This window comes from Micromonospora trifolii, assembly GCF_022229005.1.
Lineage (GTDB): Bacteria > Actinomycetota > Actinomycetes > Mycobacteriales > Micromonosporaceae > Micromonospora > Micromonospora trifolii.
The window spans coordinates 43,473-58,800 of the sequence record NZ_JAKKFD010000028.1 but is presented as its reverse complement, the minus strand read 5'-3'; the positions used below and the strand labels follow the sequence as shown (position 1 = coordinate 58,800).

Below are 15,328 nucleotides of genomic sequence, written 5' to 3'. Positions count from 1 at the left end.
GCCGGCAGCCTAGTCCAGCGGGCGGCGCGGCGAGGGCGGCTGTCCACCTGCTGGCCGAGCGGCCCAGTCCGCCAACCGGCGGGCGTGCTCGGCCACCGCGGCGCGCAGCGCCTCCGGGTGCCGGACCGTGAACGGACAGCCCAGCCCGGCGAGCAGCGCCACCATACCGGGCAGGCTCTCCGCTCGGGCCCGCAGCAGCACCCCGTCGGTGGTGGCGGTCAACTCGGCCACGCTGGGCGGGATGCGGCGGCGGGCGGCGACCAGGTCGGTCTCCAGCACGACCTCCACCTCGTGCGTGTACGGCACGCCGGCCAGCGACCGGGTCACCCACGCCACCGCCTCGAAGCCGTCCGGCACTGTGAACGTGGCCACGCCGGGCGTCACCGCGCCGATCCGGTCCAGTCGGAAGGTGCGGATCTCCCCACGCCGGTGGTCGTGGCCGGTGACATACCAACGGCCGGCGTGGAAGACCAGTCCGTACGGATCGAGCTCGCGGTGCGACTGCTCGCCCCGCCAGGAGCGGTAGTCCAGCGCCACCCGCTGCCGGTGCCGGGTCGCCGAGGCCAGCGCGAGCAGGGTGCCCGACGCCGGCCCGCGCTCCTGCTCCGGGCGACGCAGGGTGAAGCCCAGGTGCTCCTGGACGCCGGCGAGCCGGTCGGCGAGTGCCGCCGGCAGCACCCGGCGGATCTTCGCCAGCGCGGTGGCGGTGGCGGGCTGCTCGGTGGCGAGCCCGACCCGTTCGGCGACGACGAGGCCGAGCAGCACCGCCACCGCCTCGTCGTCGGTGAGCATCAGCGGGGGCAGCTTGTAGCCGGAGTGCAGCCGGTAGCCGCCGTAGCGGCCCCGGTCGGCGGTGACCGGAATGCCCAGCTCGACGAGCGTGGTCGCGTATCGGCGCACGGTGCGCTCGTCCACGCCGAAGTGGCCGGCGAGGTCGGCGGCCGTCGACCGGTGCCGGGTCTGCAGCAGTTCGAGCAGGGCCAGCACCCGTCCTGCGGGATGTGACACGGGCCACTCCTTCAAACCGGGCGGATCCTGTCCGGAATCGATCGTACGGTCTGTCGGTAACCGAGAGAAGGAGCTACCGATGGCGACATTCGTGCTGGTGCCGGGATTCTGGCTGGGTGCCTGGGCGTGGCGGGACGTGACAGTCGCGCTGCGGTCGCAGGGGCACGAGGTCCATCCGATGACGCTGACCGGTGTGGCCGAACGCGACCACCTCGCCGGGCCGGAGGTCAGCCTGGACACGCACACCACCGACATCGTCCGGCTGATCGAGGTCGAGGACCTGCGCGACGTACTGCTGGTCGGGCACTCCGGTGGAGGGATGCCGGCCGCCCAGGCGGCGGACCGCGTCCCGGACCGGATCGCCCGGATCGTCTACGTGGAGAGTGGGCCGTTGCCGGACGGCACTGCACAGTTCGACACTCTGCCACCGGAGGAGCAGCAACGGCTGCGGGCCGCGATCGGCAGCGGGCACCTGCTGCCGCCGCCGGCCTGGGATCCGGCCGCCGACCCGACCAACCTGGCCGGCCTGGACGAGCCGACGCTCGCGCTGCTGCGCACCCGGGCCACCCCGCAGCCGCTGCGGGCCGCCACCGACCCGGTCCACCGCACCGGCGGTCGCCCGGTGCCGACCGCGCTGGTCGCCAGCACCTTCCCGCTCAGCGTGGTGCGGCAGATGATCCAACAGGAGCACCCGTTCTTCACCGGCCTGGCCGGCGGCCCGCTGCACGAACTGCCCACCGGGCACTGGCCGATGCTCAGCGAGCCGAAGGCCCTGGCCGACGTCCTAGACCTGATCGCCCGCGCCTGAGGACCACCCCACTGCGCCGATCTTGCAGTTGCGGTTGCCGAGATGCGGGGATTGCCCCCTGTGTCGGGACAGCAAGTGCAAGATCGGCGCGACAGGTCCGCGTCAGCGCGGGAGCAGGGCGGCGACCTCGGCGACGACCTGCGCCGGGGCCCGACCGTCGGTGACCACCGTCTCGGTGGCCACCTCGGCGTAGAGCGGCCGGCGCTGGTCCATCAGGTGCTTGAGGGTGGCCCGTGGGTTGAGTGCCAGCAGCGGCCGGCCGGCGCCGAGCCCGACCCGCCGCACCGCGTCGGGCAGCTCGACCGAGAGGTGCACCACCCGGTGCCCGATCAGGGCCGCCCGGGTCTCCTCGGCCAGCACCGCGCCGCCGCCCAGGGCGAGCACGCCCGTGCCGCCGGCCAGCGCCGCGGCCACGGCGGCCCGTTCCAAGGTACGGAAGTGCGCCTCACCCTCGTCGATGAAGATCTCCGGAATCGGCTTCCCGGCCATCTGCTCGATGTCGGTGTCGGTGTCGCGGAACTCCACGCCGAGGGTGGCGGCGAGCGCCCGCCCGACTGTGGTCTTGCCGCAGCCGGGCGCGCCGACCAGCACGACGACCGGTGCCATCAGCGGATGACCAGCGCGTCGAGGTAGCCGGCCAGGTTGCGGCGGATCTCGGCGATCGAGTCTCCGCCGAACTTCTCGGTGGCCGCCTCGGCCAGCACCAGCGCCACCATCGCCTCGGCGACCACCGCGGCGGCGGGCACCGCGCAGACGTCGGAACGCTGGTTGATCGCGGTGGCCGGCTCACCGGTGGTGACGTCCACTGTGGCCAGCGCCCGGTTCAGCGAGGAGATCGGCTTCATCGCGGCGCGGACCCGCAGCGGCTCGCCGGTGGTGATGCCACCCTCCAGCCCGCCGGCCCGGTCGGTGACCCGGCGGACGCCGGTGGCCGACGGGATGATCTCGTCGTGCGCCTCCGAGCCGCGGGACCGGGCCTGCTGCCAGCCGTCGCCGATCTCCACGCCCTTGATCGCCTGAATGGACATCAGCGCGGTGGCCAGCCGGGCGTCGAGCTTGCGGTCCCACTGCACGTGGCTGCCCAACCCCGGTGGCACCCCGTACGCCAGCACCTCGACCACACCGCCGAGGGTGTCGGCGGCCTTCTTCGCGGCATCGACCTCGGCGACCATCAGGGCGCTGGCCTCCGGGTCGAGGCAGCGCAGCGGGTCGGCGTCGATCCGGGCCGTGTCGGACGGAGTGGGACGCAACCCGGGCTTCGCCGCCACCGGGCCCAGCTCGACGACGTGCGAGACGATCTCGATGCCGAGCGCCTGACGGATCAGCGCCTTGGCGACAGTGCCGACTGCCACCCGGGCTGCGGTCTCCCGTGCGCTGGCGCGTTCCAGGATCGGCCGGGCGTCGGTGTGGCCGTACTTCTGCATGCCGGCCAGGTCCGCGTGGCCCGGCCGGGGGCGGGTCAGCGGGGCGTTGCGGGCCTGCCGGGCCAGCTCGTCGGGGTCGACCGGGTCGGCGGCCATCACTGTCTGCCACTTCGGCCACTCGGAGTTGCCGACCCGGATCGCCACCGGGCTGCCCAGGGTCACACCGTGCCGCAGGCCGCCGAGCAGCTCGACCTCGTCCCGCTCGAACGACATCCGGGCGCCCCGGCCGTAGCCCAGCCGTCGACGGGCCAGCTCGTCGGCGATCTCGGTGGTGGTCACCTCGATACCGGCCGGCACCCCCTCCAACATCGCGACGAGGGCGGGACCATGCGATTCACCTGCAGTCAGCCAGCGCAACACAGCGGTCAGTCTGTCACGGCGGGCCACCGACGCGGCGCTCTCCCCGGGGCGTCCCGCCCAGCGGACGCCGCCGCCCGCTCACACGGGCGGCGGCTCAGATCCCCCGACCGCGCTTGTGCAGGGTGCGCAGCACCGCGTCGGCCCGGACCACCCGACCGGCGACGGCGAGGGCCAGGTAGGCGCGCGGCTCGCGGGGATTGCTCCGCAGGGTGCGCCGGGCCCAGCGCAGCGCGCCCCGGCGGTCGCCGGAGGCGGCCTGGGCGAACGCGATCTGCCCGGCCACCCGAGCCTCGCCGGCCGGTTGACTGGCGAACTCCGGGTAGCGCCGCAGCAACCACTGCAACGCCTCGGAGATGGTGTCCCAGCGCTGCGCGAAGTACGAGCGCTTGTGCCAGCGGACCAGCACCGACGGCGTCCGCAGGTTGATCAGCGGCGCGCTGCGCGCGGCCCGCAACAGGAACTCGTAGTCCTCCGCGTAGCTGCCCGGGATCTCCTCGTCGACCAGCCCGAACCCGTTTCGCAAGGCGGTGGCGCGGATCAGGAAGGTCGACGGGTGCAGCTCCGTCATCCGGTCGCGCAGCAGGTCGTCCAGGGTGATCCGGTCCTTGTCGAGCACCCGGTCGACGGTGTGCCCGTCGTAGTTGACCCGGATGCCGCAGCAGACGAACTCGGCCGCCGGATCGCCGGCCAGCGCGTCGACCTGGGCGGCCAGCTTGCCGGGCAGCCACTCGTCGTCGTCGTCGCAGAACGCGACCAGCTCGCCCTCGGCCGCGAGGGTGCCGCTGTTGCGCGCACCTGCCAACCCGGGAGTACGGGCGTTGCGGATCACCCGCACCACGCGGGCCGGGCCGCTTCCCAGCTCGGTCAACGACTCGTCCGGGACGGACTGGTCGAACACCACGACGACCTCGATCAGGCCCGGGTAGTCCTGTGCCAGGGTCGCGCGCACCGCGGCCCGCAGCAGCTCGGGGCGGTCCCGGGTGGGCACCACGACGCTGACGCTCGGCTGCTGGGTCATCGAATCTCCTCCGTACCCGGGCGCGGCCGGGACCAGGCCCGCCACCGGGGTGGGCGCGGGGTCGAACGGGCCACCAGGTCGTCGACGATCTGCCCGACCCGGGCCACCGCCGCCCGTCGTGCCTCGTGCGCCTCCGGGTCGGCGGCCACCGCGTACCGGGACGGGTCGGCCACCCCGGCGGCCAACGCGTCGTGCAGGGCCTCCCGGGTCTCGCAGAGCGCCACCAACCCTGCGGCGCCGAGCCGGCGGGCGAAGAGGAGCTGGTGGTTGTCGACGTGCTCACCGCGCGCCGGATCGCGGGGCACCACGATGGGCAGGTGGCCGTGCCGGCGGGCCTCCAGGATGGTCGCCGGACCACCGTGGCAGACCACCAGATCCGCATCGATCATCGCCTGTTGCAACGCGTCGTGGCCGAGGAACGGCACCGCGCCGGTCAGCTGGGGCGCGCTGGTGTGCCCGTGCTGCACGATCAGCCCGATCGGCCCGGCGGCCTGCGCGTGCCACTGCGCCACCCAGTCGACGAGCCGGTCGAAGGGGTGCTTGTCGGTGCCCACAGCGACCAGCAGTCGGAGCTGGGCGACCGCCGAGCTGTCGCGCTGGCGCGGCAGGCGGGCCGCCTCGGTGGCCGGTCGGGGTTGCGGACGCCGGGCGGTGCCCGTCTCCCGGGTCACAGCAGCGTCCCGACGACTGTCGCCTCGGGGTACTGCCGGCGCTGCTCGTCCCACTGCACGAGCATCGCGGACAGGAACGGCCGGCAGAGCCGAGCGGTCAACGTCGGGGTGTCGATCCGGTCGTACACCTCGATGTAGACGGTCGGGATGCGCCGCAGCCGGGCCAGCACCACGAACGGCACCGCCACCCCGGCACCGGTGGTGACCACGGCGGCGACCCGTCGGGCCCGCAGCACCCGCCAGGCCAGCAGCGCGTTGCGCAGCAGGTTCGGCACGTTGCGGGTGGTCGGGTGGTGTGCCGGCACGAGGTCCTCGCCGGCCAGCAGCGACACCGCCTCCGGGGTGTCGAAGGTGACCCAGCAGCGCCGCTGCTGTTCGTACCAGGGCCGAAGGGCCAGTAGTTGGGCCAGATGGCCGCCGCTGGAGCCGACCAGCAGCAGCACCGGCGCCCCACTGTCGTCGTTGTTCGTGTCCACGCGACTCCCCACAAGTTCGCTTGGAATTTCAGTTCACGCCAGGCAGAAGCAGATCACACGTTCCCCGGTCGTTGAATAGCGCGACCGGCCGAGATGACGATCTCCACAGCGGGCGATTCGGTACGCCGAACGTCCGAGGTCCATCGATCGTCATCACCACCTGCGATTTTGTCGTCACTCTGCGGCGCGCCGTCGCCGCCGCGATTCCTCCAGATCAGCCGCTATGTCTTTTCTCGATGACGTCCAGAAGTGCGGGATGCAGTGCGGCGTTCCAGCCCGCGCCCGCGTCGGCCAGCCGCCACGTCCGCAACCACATCTCCACCAGGTACGCGTCGGCGACGAGCCGGCGTTGCGCCGCGTCGAGACCGAGCCGCTCGCCGTGCCGGCTCAGATACCCGTCCACTGCCGACGCCGCGGCGTCGGCCGGCTCACCCCGCAGCACGAGGGCCCGCTGGAACGCGTCGTGCGCCAGGTCGAAGCCGACCGGCACGTCCGGCCCGCTGTGCTCCCAGTCCCAGGCGACCAACCGGCCGGCGTGCCAGCCCAGGTTCCACGGCACCCAGTCACCATGCCAGTGACCGAACTCGACGCTGGTGTCGCCATGCCGGCGGGCCAGCGCCGAGACCGCGGCCACCGCCCGTGCACCGGTCGGCTCGGTCGCGGCGGCCCGGCCGGCCTGATCAGCCAGCCGGTGCAGGAAGGTCGAGTCGACAAGCGGTCGAGGTGTGCCCGCCGGGCCGCCCCGCCTGGCGACCGCGAGCAGCGCCGCGATCCGTGGCGGGTCGTCCACCGGCACCCCGCGTACCGCCGGGGGCAACGGCTCGATCACCGCCACCACCTGGCCCGCCCACGACGTCTCGGTGAGCAGCCGCGGTGGCGTCGGGTGGTCGGCGACGCCGACCACCCCGCGCAACGCCCGCAGCGCCGCTGCCTCCGCGCTGACCAGCGCACGGGTCGCGTCGTTCCAGCCGATCTTCGCGTAGCCGCGCGGACGCCCGTCGGCGCTGAAGAGTTGCAGGGTGGGCTTGCCGTTCGGGTCGGGTGGGCGGACCCCGAACGCGGCCAGCAGCGGCGTGTCACCCAGGTCCGCGGAGAGCCGCTCACTCAGCAACAGCTCCGCGGCCGGCACCCCGGCCGGCACCGAGACGGTCAACGTGGGAAAGGGCGCGAGCCCCACCCGACCGAACCGGGCCAGCCCGCCGAGCACCGCCCGCAGCGCGCGCACCTTCGGTGGCCGCAGGGCGTTGTACGCCAACAGGGACGCCGCCCCGGCCCGGGGCGCGCCCAACGGCACCAGGAACCGGGCCCGGGCGACCGACGGCACCACCGCGTACCGGGCCACCGCCTGGTGACCGGCCGGCAGGGCGCCGTCCACGGTCAGGCCGACCCGGTCGTCCGGGAAGACCGCGCGGCTCACCCAACCCAGGCCGTCCACCCGAGAACGCGGGTCGGCGGCCGGGCCCACCCGGGTCGTCACGCCGCCCGGTCCGCCCAGTCGAGGTCCAGCCCGAGCCGTTGACGCAACGCGTCGTTGTACGGCCGGTAGTAGTCGGTCAGCTCAGCGCGCACGCTCGGCTCCAGCGGCGCCGAGCGCCGATCGTTGTAGACCTTGAAGTTGGGCAGGTCGTACGCCGGCAGACCGAGGAAGTCCAGGGTGCGCCGGTAGGTCGCCCGCGAGTCGCGGTACAGGTCCTCGCTGGGCAGGAAGAGGATCTGCTGCCTGTCGAAGCGCTCCAGCCACGGCTCCAGGTGCTCCAGGTAACGCCCCCGGGCCCGGTACGTGTACCAGTCGTACGGCTCACTGAACGACTGCGGCTCGGCGATCAACCGCTCCCGCTCCCCCGCCGTGCGTTCCGGCTCGGCCGCCAGCGCGGCGGCGAAGTCCAGTGGTTCGATGCCGTGGGTGCGGCGTTCCTTCCAGTGCGAGTACGCCCGCTCCACCGGGTCCCGCAGCAGCACGATGAGCTTCACCGTCGGCATCAGCGCGGCGACCCGCTCCGCGGCCAGCGGGTGGAACATGTACAGCGGGGCGGCCTCGCCGACCCGGACCGGCCCGCCGTGCCGCTTGGCCAGGGCCTCGCGCTGCCGCTCGGTCGGGAAATGCGAGCGGTACCAGGATTCGCCGCGACCCCAGTGCTCCTCGAAGTAGTGCGCCGACTTCGTGTTCCACGCGGGAAAGAGCCGGGGCACCAACGGGTGCTGGATGAGGTAGTTCCACAGGGAGGTGGTGCCACCCCGCTTGGTCCCGATGATCAGGAAGTCCGGCAGCGGCCGGCGATCGCTGGTGCGAACGCCGTAGTCGACAAGCGATTCCTTCACCCGGGTGGTCACCTGGGTCGGAACCAACTGCTTGACCCGGTCACGCATGGACACCACGACGAACCTCACCTGCCTCTCGTCGATGCCGAGGTGGGCTCGGCGGCCGCGGCCGCGTTGTCCCCTCCACGGATCTGCCTCATGGTCCCCCGGATGCCGGCGCGCACCCGGGGCAACGTCAACATGCCGACGCAGCCGGTCAGCAGCACCGCCAGCGCCACCGCGAGGCCGGGCAGGCCACGACCGCCCACCAGCACGCCGGCACCGGCGGCCAGGCCCACACCGGCGATCGTGCCCGTCGCGGCACGCACCATCGCGGCGTCGAACAGCGGCTCACGAACGACCGACCGGGCGAACCCGGCGGCGGTGAGGTTCTCGGTGGCGATGCCGGCCGCCCAGGCCACCGCCGCGCCCGTCGCGCCGTGGTGGGGGATCAGCCAGAGACCCAGCGAGACGGTCACCGTCAGCCCGGCCACTGTGGCGACCAGGTGCAGCCCGCTGCGCCCACCCATCAGGAGCAGGCTCTGCACGTTGCCCACCCCGGTGTTGACCAGCATCGCCAGCGCGAGCACCGTCATCGCCGGCACGCCAGCGGTGAACTCCGGCCCGAACAGCTGGAGGAAGGCCAGCGCGAAGACCGCCAGCAACAGGTAAACCGGCCAGGACAGCACCAGGCCCCAGGTGGTCAACTGCCGGTGCACGGCCGCCGCCGCGGCCCGCTCGCCCCGCCCGAGCAGCCGGGACAGCTGCGGCGACACCGCCACCCGCAGCCCCTGCATGGCCAACTGACCGGCCAGCACGTACCGACCGACGGCACCGAACACACCGGCGTCCGCCGGCCCGGCCAGCACCGAGGTGAGCAGCACCCCCACCCACATGCTGCCGGCGTCGATGGCCGCCGAGGCGGCCCGGGGCAGCGCGAAGCGCCAGAACGTGGACCAGTCGGCGCGGCGCGGACGCAGCGTCGCGCCCCGGCCCAGCCCGAGCGGGCCGGCGACGAGGGTGAGGCAGGCCAGCAGCGCCAGCGCCGCCGGCACCAACCAGCCGGTCATGCCGGCGAGCAGACCACCACCCGCCAACGCGGCCGCGCCGACCAGGACCGGTCGGGCGACCGGCAGCAGCAGGAACTGCACCCCGACGTACGCCCGGATGGGCCGTACGCAGCGCAGCGCGGCCAGCAGCAGGGTCATCGTGACCACCACCGGCACCGCGGCGAACGTGACGGTGAGCAGCGCGTCGCCGCTCGCGCCGGAGCCACGCAGCAGCCGGGGCGCGAGCGCGTCGGCGGCCAGCACGCCCGCGCCGGCGACCAGCAGCCCGGTCAGCAGCGGCGGGATCAGCGCCACCGGGAGCACCCGGGCCGCGTCACCGCGCACGCCGGTGCTGCGGCGGGGCAGCGCCCACATCAGACCGGTCTCCGCGCCGAGCGTGCAGATCGCTGTGGCCACCGTGACGACCCCGATCGCGGCGAAGAACGCGCCCGCTCCGGCCGGGCCGTAGCTTCGGGTGATCACCACGGCCAGCACGAACCCGAACAAGCCACTGGTGGCCGCGCCGAGCAGTCCGGCCACACCGCTACGCGCGCTGCGGCGGGTCTCGGCCGAGCCGTCGTCCCCGGCCGGCGACGGCGCGGCCTGATCCTCCACCGGGGCGGGCGTGGGCCGGCCCTCGTCGGCACCGGCCGACGATCGGGTCGCGGCGGTCACGCGGGCACCGGCGCGGTCCGTAGGGCCGTCGGCGACGAGCCGGCCGACCGGGTCAGCCGTTCGCGTTCGGTCAGCGCCATCGCGAAGGCGACAGCGAAGAACGCGACCGCCAGGTTCTGGTTGGCCATGCCGTAGAACGGGATCTGCACGATGCAGACGACCGGCACCACCGCCAGCCACTGCCCGGCCGCCGAGGTCGCCCGCGCGCAGATCACCGCGGCGGCGACGAACCACGCCAGGAAGCAGATGAGCGCGGGTACGCCGTGGCTGAACAGCACCATCCACAGCTGCCCCTGGGTGCCGATCGGCGCGGCCGCCGACACGGTGTCGACGTTCACCGGAGCGCCGTAGCCCAACCACGGTGACTCCTGCACCCGACGGATCACCTCGGTGTAGAGCGAGAGCCGGTCGGTGTTGGTGTCGCTGGAGTCGACCCGTTTGCTGATCAGCTCGGTGATCGGGATGAACAGCGTGGCCAACCCGCCGATCACCACCACACCGACGATGGACGCGGCCACCCGCACGTTGCCGCGCAGGCTGGCCCGCACCCCGAGCACCGCCAGCCCGGCGCCGAGGCTGAGGAACATCGCCCGGTTGAGGGTGAGGAACGCCGGCGCCAGCGACAGCGGCAGCGAGGCCAGCAGCGCCCAGCGCAGCAGCCCCTGCCGGCGCAGCATCGCGAAGGCCACCACGCAGGGCAGGGTCATCGCGTACGCGCTGCCGTAGTTGTTGGTGTACGCGAACGGCGCGGCCGGCCGATAGATCGGGTTGAGCGAACGGGCGCTGTACTCAGCGGTGGTCAGGTGCACCATGTCCTGGATGAACGGGGTGCTGGCCACCCCGCCGGGCAGCAGCACCTCCATCGGGGTGGTCATCGCCAGCCGGGGCATCAACACCCCGAGCCAGCCCAGCGCCACCAGCCCGAACCAGAACGCGCAGAGCGGGGTGAGCACGGCCACCAGGCTGGCGCGTTCCCGGGCGGCCGCGTAGACGTAGACGCCGACCACCAGCGCGGTCAGGTAGAAGGCCAGTCGCAGGGCGAACGTGAGCAGCGAGGCGGGCGACGACAGTTGGGTGGCGCTGACCACCACGATGGCGAGGAAGAGCAGCCAGATGCCGGCCGCCGGCGGCAGCGGCACGCGCCCCCGGGTGAGCAGCAACGCGAACAGCAGCGCACCCAGCAGCGGCCAGCCGAGGTAGAACGCACCGAACAGCCACCACAGCGGCACCAGGCCGAACATCATCGACAGCGGCCAGAGCGGCAGTTGCGGCGGCGTGGGCGGCGGCACCGGCGCGGCCTCCTGCGGAGCGCCTCCGGGTGGTGGTTCGGTCGCCGGGGCGCGGGTCACCGACACGCTCAGGCCCGGCCGTTCCGGGTGAGCACGAAGCCCAGCGGGGTGACCCCGGCGGCGCGCAGCCGCTCCACCAGGCGTCGCAGGTCGCTCTGCCGGGTGCGGTCCCGTTCCACGACCACCACCGCGCCGCCCTGCCGGGCCACGGCCACGCCACGCTCGTCGGACTCGGCCGGCGGGGCGTTGAACAGGACCAGGCCGTGGTCCGCACCCTGCCGCCAGGTGCCGAACCGGACACTGCCCACACCCACGGCAACCTCGTCGGGGGTGACGACGCGACTGTTCTCCGGACGGGCGGACGACACCCGCGGCAGCGTCAGGGTGGCGTCGGGGTCGGTGGACGGGCGGGCGCCAGGCGGGTGCGGGGAGGGCCGGCGGGCGGGCGTGCTCTCCGTGCCGGCAGCGGCGGGCGGTGTGCTGCCGGCCGGCCGGGGCTTGGGCACCAACGGTCGGGACGGGTCGATGGGCAGCCGCCCCCGGTCGGCGAGCACGATGGCCCGTAGCCGCTCGATCCGTCCGCTGTCGTCGGCGACGAAGACCTCCCGGCCGTCCACGGCGAGCGCCACGGCGAGCCCGGCGGTGAGCGCGGTGGCGTCCTCCCGGGCGGTGACCAGCGCCACCCGGGCCGGCTGCCGGACCCGCTCGGCGACCGCCATCGCCACGTACCGGATGTCCGCGTCGACCGCCCGGGGGCTACCCCGGAACGCCGGCCGGCGCACAGTGCCGAGCAGCGGAAGGCCGGAGGCCTCCCGGCCGTCGGCGACCGAGCGGACCCGCCGGTCGGTCGACTCCCAGAGGTACGCCAGCACGATGCCGATCAGCGCGCCACCGAGCAGGCCGGCGACCAGGTAGAGCGGCCGGTGCCCGGCGGAGGTGACCAGCGCCTTCTCGGCGGTCTGGGTGACCCAGCCGGGGTTGACATCGACCGCCGCGATCTCGGTACGGGCGGCGTTGAGCTGGGTGAGCTGGTTGTTGATCCCGGCCAGCTCGGCCACCAGCGCGTCACCGGCGGCGGTGTCCTTGGCGGTGTTCGCCCGCTTCTGCAACGCTGTCTGCTGGGCGGCGACCTTGGTGATGCTGGCGTCGTAGGAGCGCAGCATCTCCGCGCGCTGCTGCTCGTACATGGCCCGGCGCACGCTCAGATAGGCCTCGGCGGCCATGTTGGCGCTCTGCACGGCCTGGTGCGACTCGCGCGCCTGGTAGGTGAAGCGCAGGATCTGCCCGCCGGTGGGCACCTCGACCTCGAGCGCGTCACGGATGTCCCGCGGGTCGCCGCCGGCGGAGTCGGCGAGCCGCTGCACCACCTCGGTGCCGGTGGCGATGCCGCTCTCCACGTTCATGTTGACCGCCCGGTCGGCGCCCGCGCCGCTGGGGGTGAAGGCGTCGGTCACCACCGGCCGGACCGCGACCACGGCGCTCGCGGACAGCGCCGCCGGCACCAGCAGCACGTAGCCGAGCGCGGCGAGCAGACCGACCATGGCGACCGCCGCCACCAACCGCAACCGGTGCATCGGCACCCGCAGCAGGTCGGTCAGTGTCACGGCACGTGAGGTGCCGGAGGACGGGCCGTCCGTGGGCCATGGGGCGGGCGCTGCATCAGTCATGGAACTTCTTCACCGTCTGTTGAGGATTACCGACGACCACGACGCCGGGTGGTACGTCGGTGCGGACCACCGTCGCCGCGCCGACGACGCTGTCCCGACCGACCCGCACGCCCTTCAGGACCAGTGCGTGCGCACCGACCCAGACGTTGTCCTCGAGAACGATCGGGGCACGGGTGAGCGGGCCGGGCGGTGCGTGCCGCTGCTCGGGGGGCAGGTTGTGGAAGTCGTTGTCGAGCAGCTCGCAGTCCGACAGGAGGCACCGGTCCCCCACTGTCACCGACGTCCAGGTGCCGATCCAGGTGGCGTTGAGCAGACAGTCCGCGCCGACGCGCACCTCGCCGGGGCCGGCGAAGCGGACGAGTTTGTTCAACCGGGTGCGGTCACCGATGGTCACCCGCACACCGCGACGCAGCCGGATCCGGCCACGGATCTCCACGTCCCGACCGAGCGTCAACCGTCGGTAACGGAGCTGATACCAGCCGCGTTTGACCGCGAAGACCAGACGCACCACGCGTCTCGTTCGGATGCCAGCGGCGCCGAGCAACGACCCTCCCCCACCGTCGCGGGCCGGCGGCGGTGCTACCGCCACCGGCCCAACGTGAACAATCTACCGATGCTCCGTTACGAACGGTTGACCCTTACTGTACGGAGAAGAATGTCGATGGGGTAGACCAGGACAACTCGGGCGTCGCGCTGCTGATGACGGTCGCCGTGGCGCCGGCGACCACCGCGCTCGGCGCGGCCGTCGGGTCGAACGGCACGCTCCGCAGCGCGCCGTCGGTGGAGCCGTAGACGATCCGTCCGTCCACCCACGCCATGCCCCGCACCGCGGACCAGGTCACACCCGTGGTCGGCAGGGCGAACTCGGTGGCACCCAGGTAGTTGCCGTCGATCTCGAAGTAGCGGTAGTAGAGGCTGTTCGCCCCGGTACGGGTGTAGTAGAGCCGGCCGTCGAGGAAGAAGGCGCCGGTCAGCAACGCCGGGTTGTACCAGTCGTTGTAGCCGGACGCCTCCCACGGCGAGCCGATCGCGCCTCCGTTGAAGAGCGAGATGTCGATCCGACTGCCGGTGGGCGTGCCGGCCACCGTGTGCGACCAGTAGATCCGGTCGTCCACCCGCCAGGTCGCGCCGGCCCCCGTGTACGTGGGCTGGCTGACGCTGGTCGCGGTGCCCAGCGCGGTGCCGTTGAACGGCACCTTCGCCACGGTGCCCGAGGCGGTGCCGAGGTAGAGGTTGCCGGTGGTGGCCGACGGCGGGTTCTTCGCCGTGAAGGTGCGTCCTCCGGCGAGCGGGAACATGCCGAGCCGGCCGTGGTACTCCTCGCCCATGCCGTCGGAGTTGTGCCCGAAGTAGAGGCCGTCCGAGCCGCGCCAGAGCACCGGCACCGACGAACCCCAGCTGCTGGTGCCCGACGGCATCGAGGCGCTGCCGCTACGGCGCGGGTTCCAGTTCACCGGCATGCCGGTCGCCGGGGTGACGGCGGCGATGCCGAGGCGGTCGACAGCGCCCGGGCCGGCGTTGTCGCTGGCGTTCGGGTTGTTGACCCAGCGGAAGTGCCCGCCCAGGTAGATGACGTTGTCCGCCACCTCGACCGAGGTGATCGTGTCGTTACCGGTGTAGTCGACCCAGGTGGCGAGCAGTGCAGAGCCCCGCGCGGCGGTCTCGAAACGGACCAGGGCGTCGCAGTACGCGGCCGGCCAGCCGGCGCCGCCGTTGGTGCCGACCACGAACCAGCTGCCGTCGCCACCGAACTTCACGTCCTGCACGTAGTGCACGAAGGTCGTCGGCGCCGCGCACGGCGGGACGAACTTGTCGGTGCTCCAGTCGAGCACAGTGGGAGTCCCGGAGACGTCCACCAACGCCATCTGGTTGCGCGGCAGGTCGTTCACGAGCGTGAAGTTGCCACCGACGACCAGGGTGCCGCCGTCCGGCGCGACGTCGATGGTCCAGACGTACGACGTGGTGTCGTGCCGTCCCACCGTGGCGTCGATGCTGAAACTCGGGTCGATCGCGCCGCTGGTCGCGTTGAGCCGGCCGAGACCGGAGTGCGCGGTGCCGTTGAGCCAGTTGAACGCGCCAGCAACGTACAGCCAGTTGCCGTGCAGCGCCAGGTCACGGACCGTGCCGCCGTCGGAGCGCCCGACCCAGCTGCTGATGATCGCGCCGGTGGACGGGTTGAGCGCCACCAGGTTCTTGCGGGAGACGCCGTTGACGTTCTTGAAGGTGCCGCCGACGATCAGCGTGCCGCCGGGGCCGGCGAGCAGCGTGTTGACCGCGCCGTCGAGCACCGGCAGGAAGGTGGTCGACATGGTGCCGGTGGTCCGGTCGTACGCGAAGAGGTAGCGCTGCGTGATCCACGCGGAACTGGCGGTCTGCCGGAGCTGGGTGAAGCTGCCGCCGACGAAGACCGTGTTGCCCACCTGCGCGAAGGCACGGGTCTCACCGTCTCGGGCGTGCGGGGTCGCGTCGGCGGGGTTCGCCGACACCAGGGTCGCCGTGGCCGGGACCGGCACCACAGCGGCCGACGCGTTCGTGGGCACGCCCAGAGCTGCGGCGATGATCGCCAACGCGACCATCCCCGCCCG

General features: G+C 73.1%; 14 protein-coding genes. 1 reads left to right on the top strand and 13 read right to left on the bottom strand.

Going from position 1 to position 15,328, the window contains the following annotated elements; all coding sequences use genetic code 11:
- Positions 1 to 9: 9 nt before the first annotated feature.
- Positions 10 to 1,008, bottom strand: a complete 999-nt coding sequence (locus tag NIE79_RS18905; protein WP_238679823.1) for a helix-turn-helix transcriptional regulator — start codon at positions 1,006 to 1,008, stop codon at positions 10 to 12.
- 79 nt (positions 1,009 to 1,087) lie between these two features.
- Here NIE79_RS18905 and NIE79_RS18900 point away from each other — a divergent pair, with 79 nt between their 5' ends.
- On the top strand, positions 1,088 to 1,816 hold the full coding sequence (locus NIE79_RS18900; RefSeq protein WP_238679822.1) for an alpha/beta fold hydrolase: 729 nt from the start codon (positions 1,088 to 1,090) through the stop codon (positions 1,814 to 1,816).
- 102 nt (positions 1,817 to 1,918) lie between these two features.
- On the opposite strand, the gene NIE79_RS18895 is transcribed toward NIE79_RS18900, so the two are convergent.
- From NIE79_RS18895 to NIE79_RS18840, 12 genes are all read right to left on the bottom strand, one after another.
- Positions 1,919 to 2,422: a shikimate kinase gene (locus NIE79_RS18895; protein WP_238679821.1), complete on the bottom strand. Its 504-nt coding sequence runs from the start codon at positions 2,420 to 2,422 to the stop codon at positions 1,919 to 1,921.
- Entirely contained in the window at positions 2,422 to 3,600 is a 1,179-nt protein-coding gene (aroC, locus tag NIE79_RS18890; protein WP_091401884.1) for a chorismate synthase, read from the bottom strand. Before aroC ends, NIE79_RS18895 begins: the two co-directional genes overlap by 1 nt.
- A gap of 94 nt (positions 3,601 to 3,694) precedes the next feature.
- On the bottom strand, positions 3,695 to 4,618 hold the full coding sequence (locus tag NIE79_RS18885) for a glycosyltransferase family 2 protein (protein WP_238679820.1): 924 nt from the start codon (positions 4,616 to 4,618) through the stop codon (positions 3,695 to 3,697).
- Positions 4,615 to 5,289, bottom strand: coding sequence for a glycosyltransferase (locus NIE79_RS18880; RefSeq protein ID WP_238679819.1), 675 nt, complete (start codon positions 5,287 to 5,289; stop codon positions 4,615 to 4,617). The genes NIE79_RS18885 and NIE79_RS18880 overlap by 4 nt, the downstream gene beginning before the upstream one ends.
- Positions 5,286 to 5,765 carry a glycosyltransferase family 28 protein gene (locus NIE79_RS18875; protein ID WP_238679818.1) on the bottom strand — a complete coding sequence of 160 codons (480 nt, stop codon included), beginning with the start codon at positions 5,763 to 5,765 and terminating at the stop codon, positions 5,286 to 5,288. Before NIE79_RS18875 ends, NIE79_RS18880 begins: the two co-directional genes overlap by 4 nt.
- Positions 5,766 to 5,979: 214 nt before the next feature.
- Positions 5,980 to 7,242 carry a hypothetical protein gene (locus tag NIE79_RS18870; protein WP_238679817.1) on the bottom strand — a complete coding sequence of 421 codons (1,263 nt, stop codon included), beginning with the start codon at positions 7,240 to 7,242 and terminating at the stop codon, positions 5,980 to 5,982.
- A complete protein-coding gene (locus NIE79_RS18865; RefSeq protein WP_238679845.1) occupies positions 7,239 to 8,141 on the bottom strand; it encodes a sulfotransferase domain-containing protein in 903 nt (300 codons plus the stop codon). Before NIE79_RS18865 ends, NIE79_RS18870 begins: the two co-directional genes overlap by 4 nt.
- A gap of 8 nt (positions 8,142 to 8,149) precedes the next feature.
- Positions 8,150 to 9,727 (bottom strand): lipopolysaccharide biosynthesis protein, encoded by a 1,578-nt coding sequence (locus NIE79_RS18860; protein WP_238679844.1) that lies wholly within the window; start codon positions 9,725 to 9,727, stop codon positions 8,150 to 8,152.
- Positions 9,728 to 9,783: 56 nt separating this feature from the next.
- A complete protein-coding gene (locus NIE79_RS18855) occupies positions 9,784 to 11,076 on the bottom strand; it encodes an O-antigen ligase family protein (protein WP_238679843.1) in 1,293 nt (430 codons plus the stop codon).
- A 68-nt stretch (positions 11,077 to 11,144) separates the two neighbouring features.
- Positions 11,145 to 12,743, bottom strand: a complete 1,599-nt coding sequence (locus tag NIE79_RS18850) for a lipopolysaccharide biosynthesis protein (protein WP_238679816.1) — start codon at positions 12,741 to 12,743, stop codon at positions 11,145 to 11,147.
- Positions 12,736 to 13,254 (bottom strand): acyltransferase, encoded by a 519-nt coding sequence (locus NIE79_RS18845; RefSeq protein WP_181518689.1) that lies wholly within the window; start codon positions 13,252 to 13,254, stop codon positions 12,736 to 12,738. The genes NIE79_RS18850 and NIE79_RS18845 overlap by 8 nt, the downstream gene beginning before the upstream one ends.
- A 127-nt stretch (positions 13,255 to 13,381) precedes the next feature.
- Entirely contained in the window at positions 13,382 to 15,319 is a 1,938-nt protein-coding gene (locus NIE79_RS18840) for a hypothetical protein (RefSeq protein WP_238679815.1), read from the bottom strand.
- Between the last annotated feature and the right edge of the window lie 9 nt (positions 15,320 to 15,328).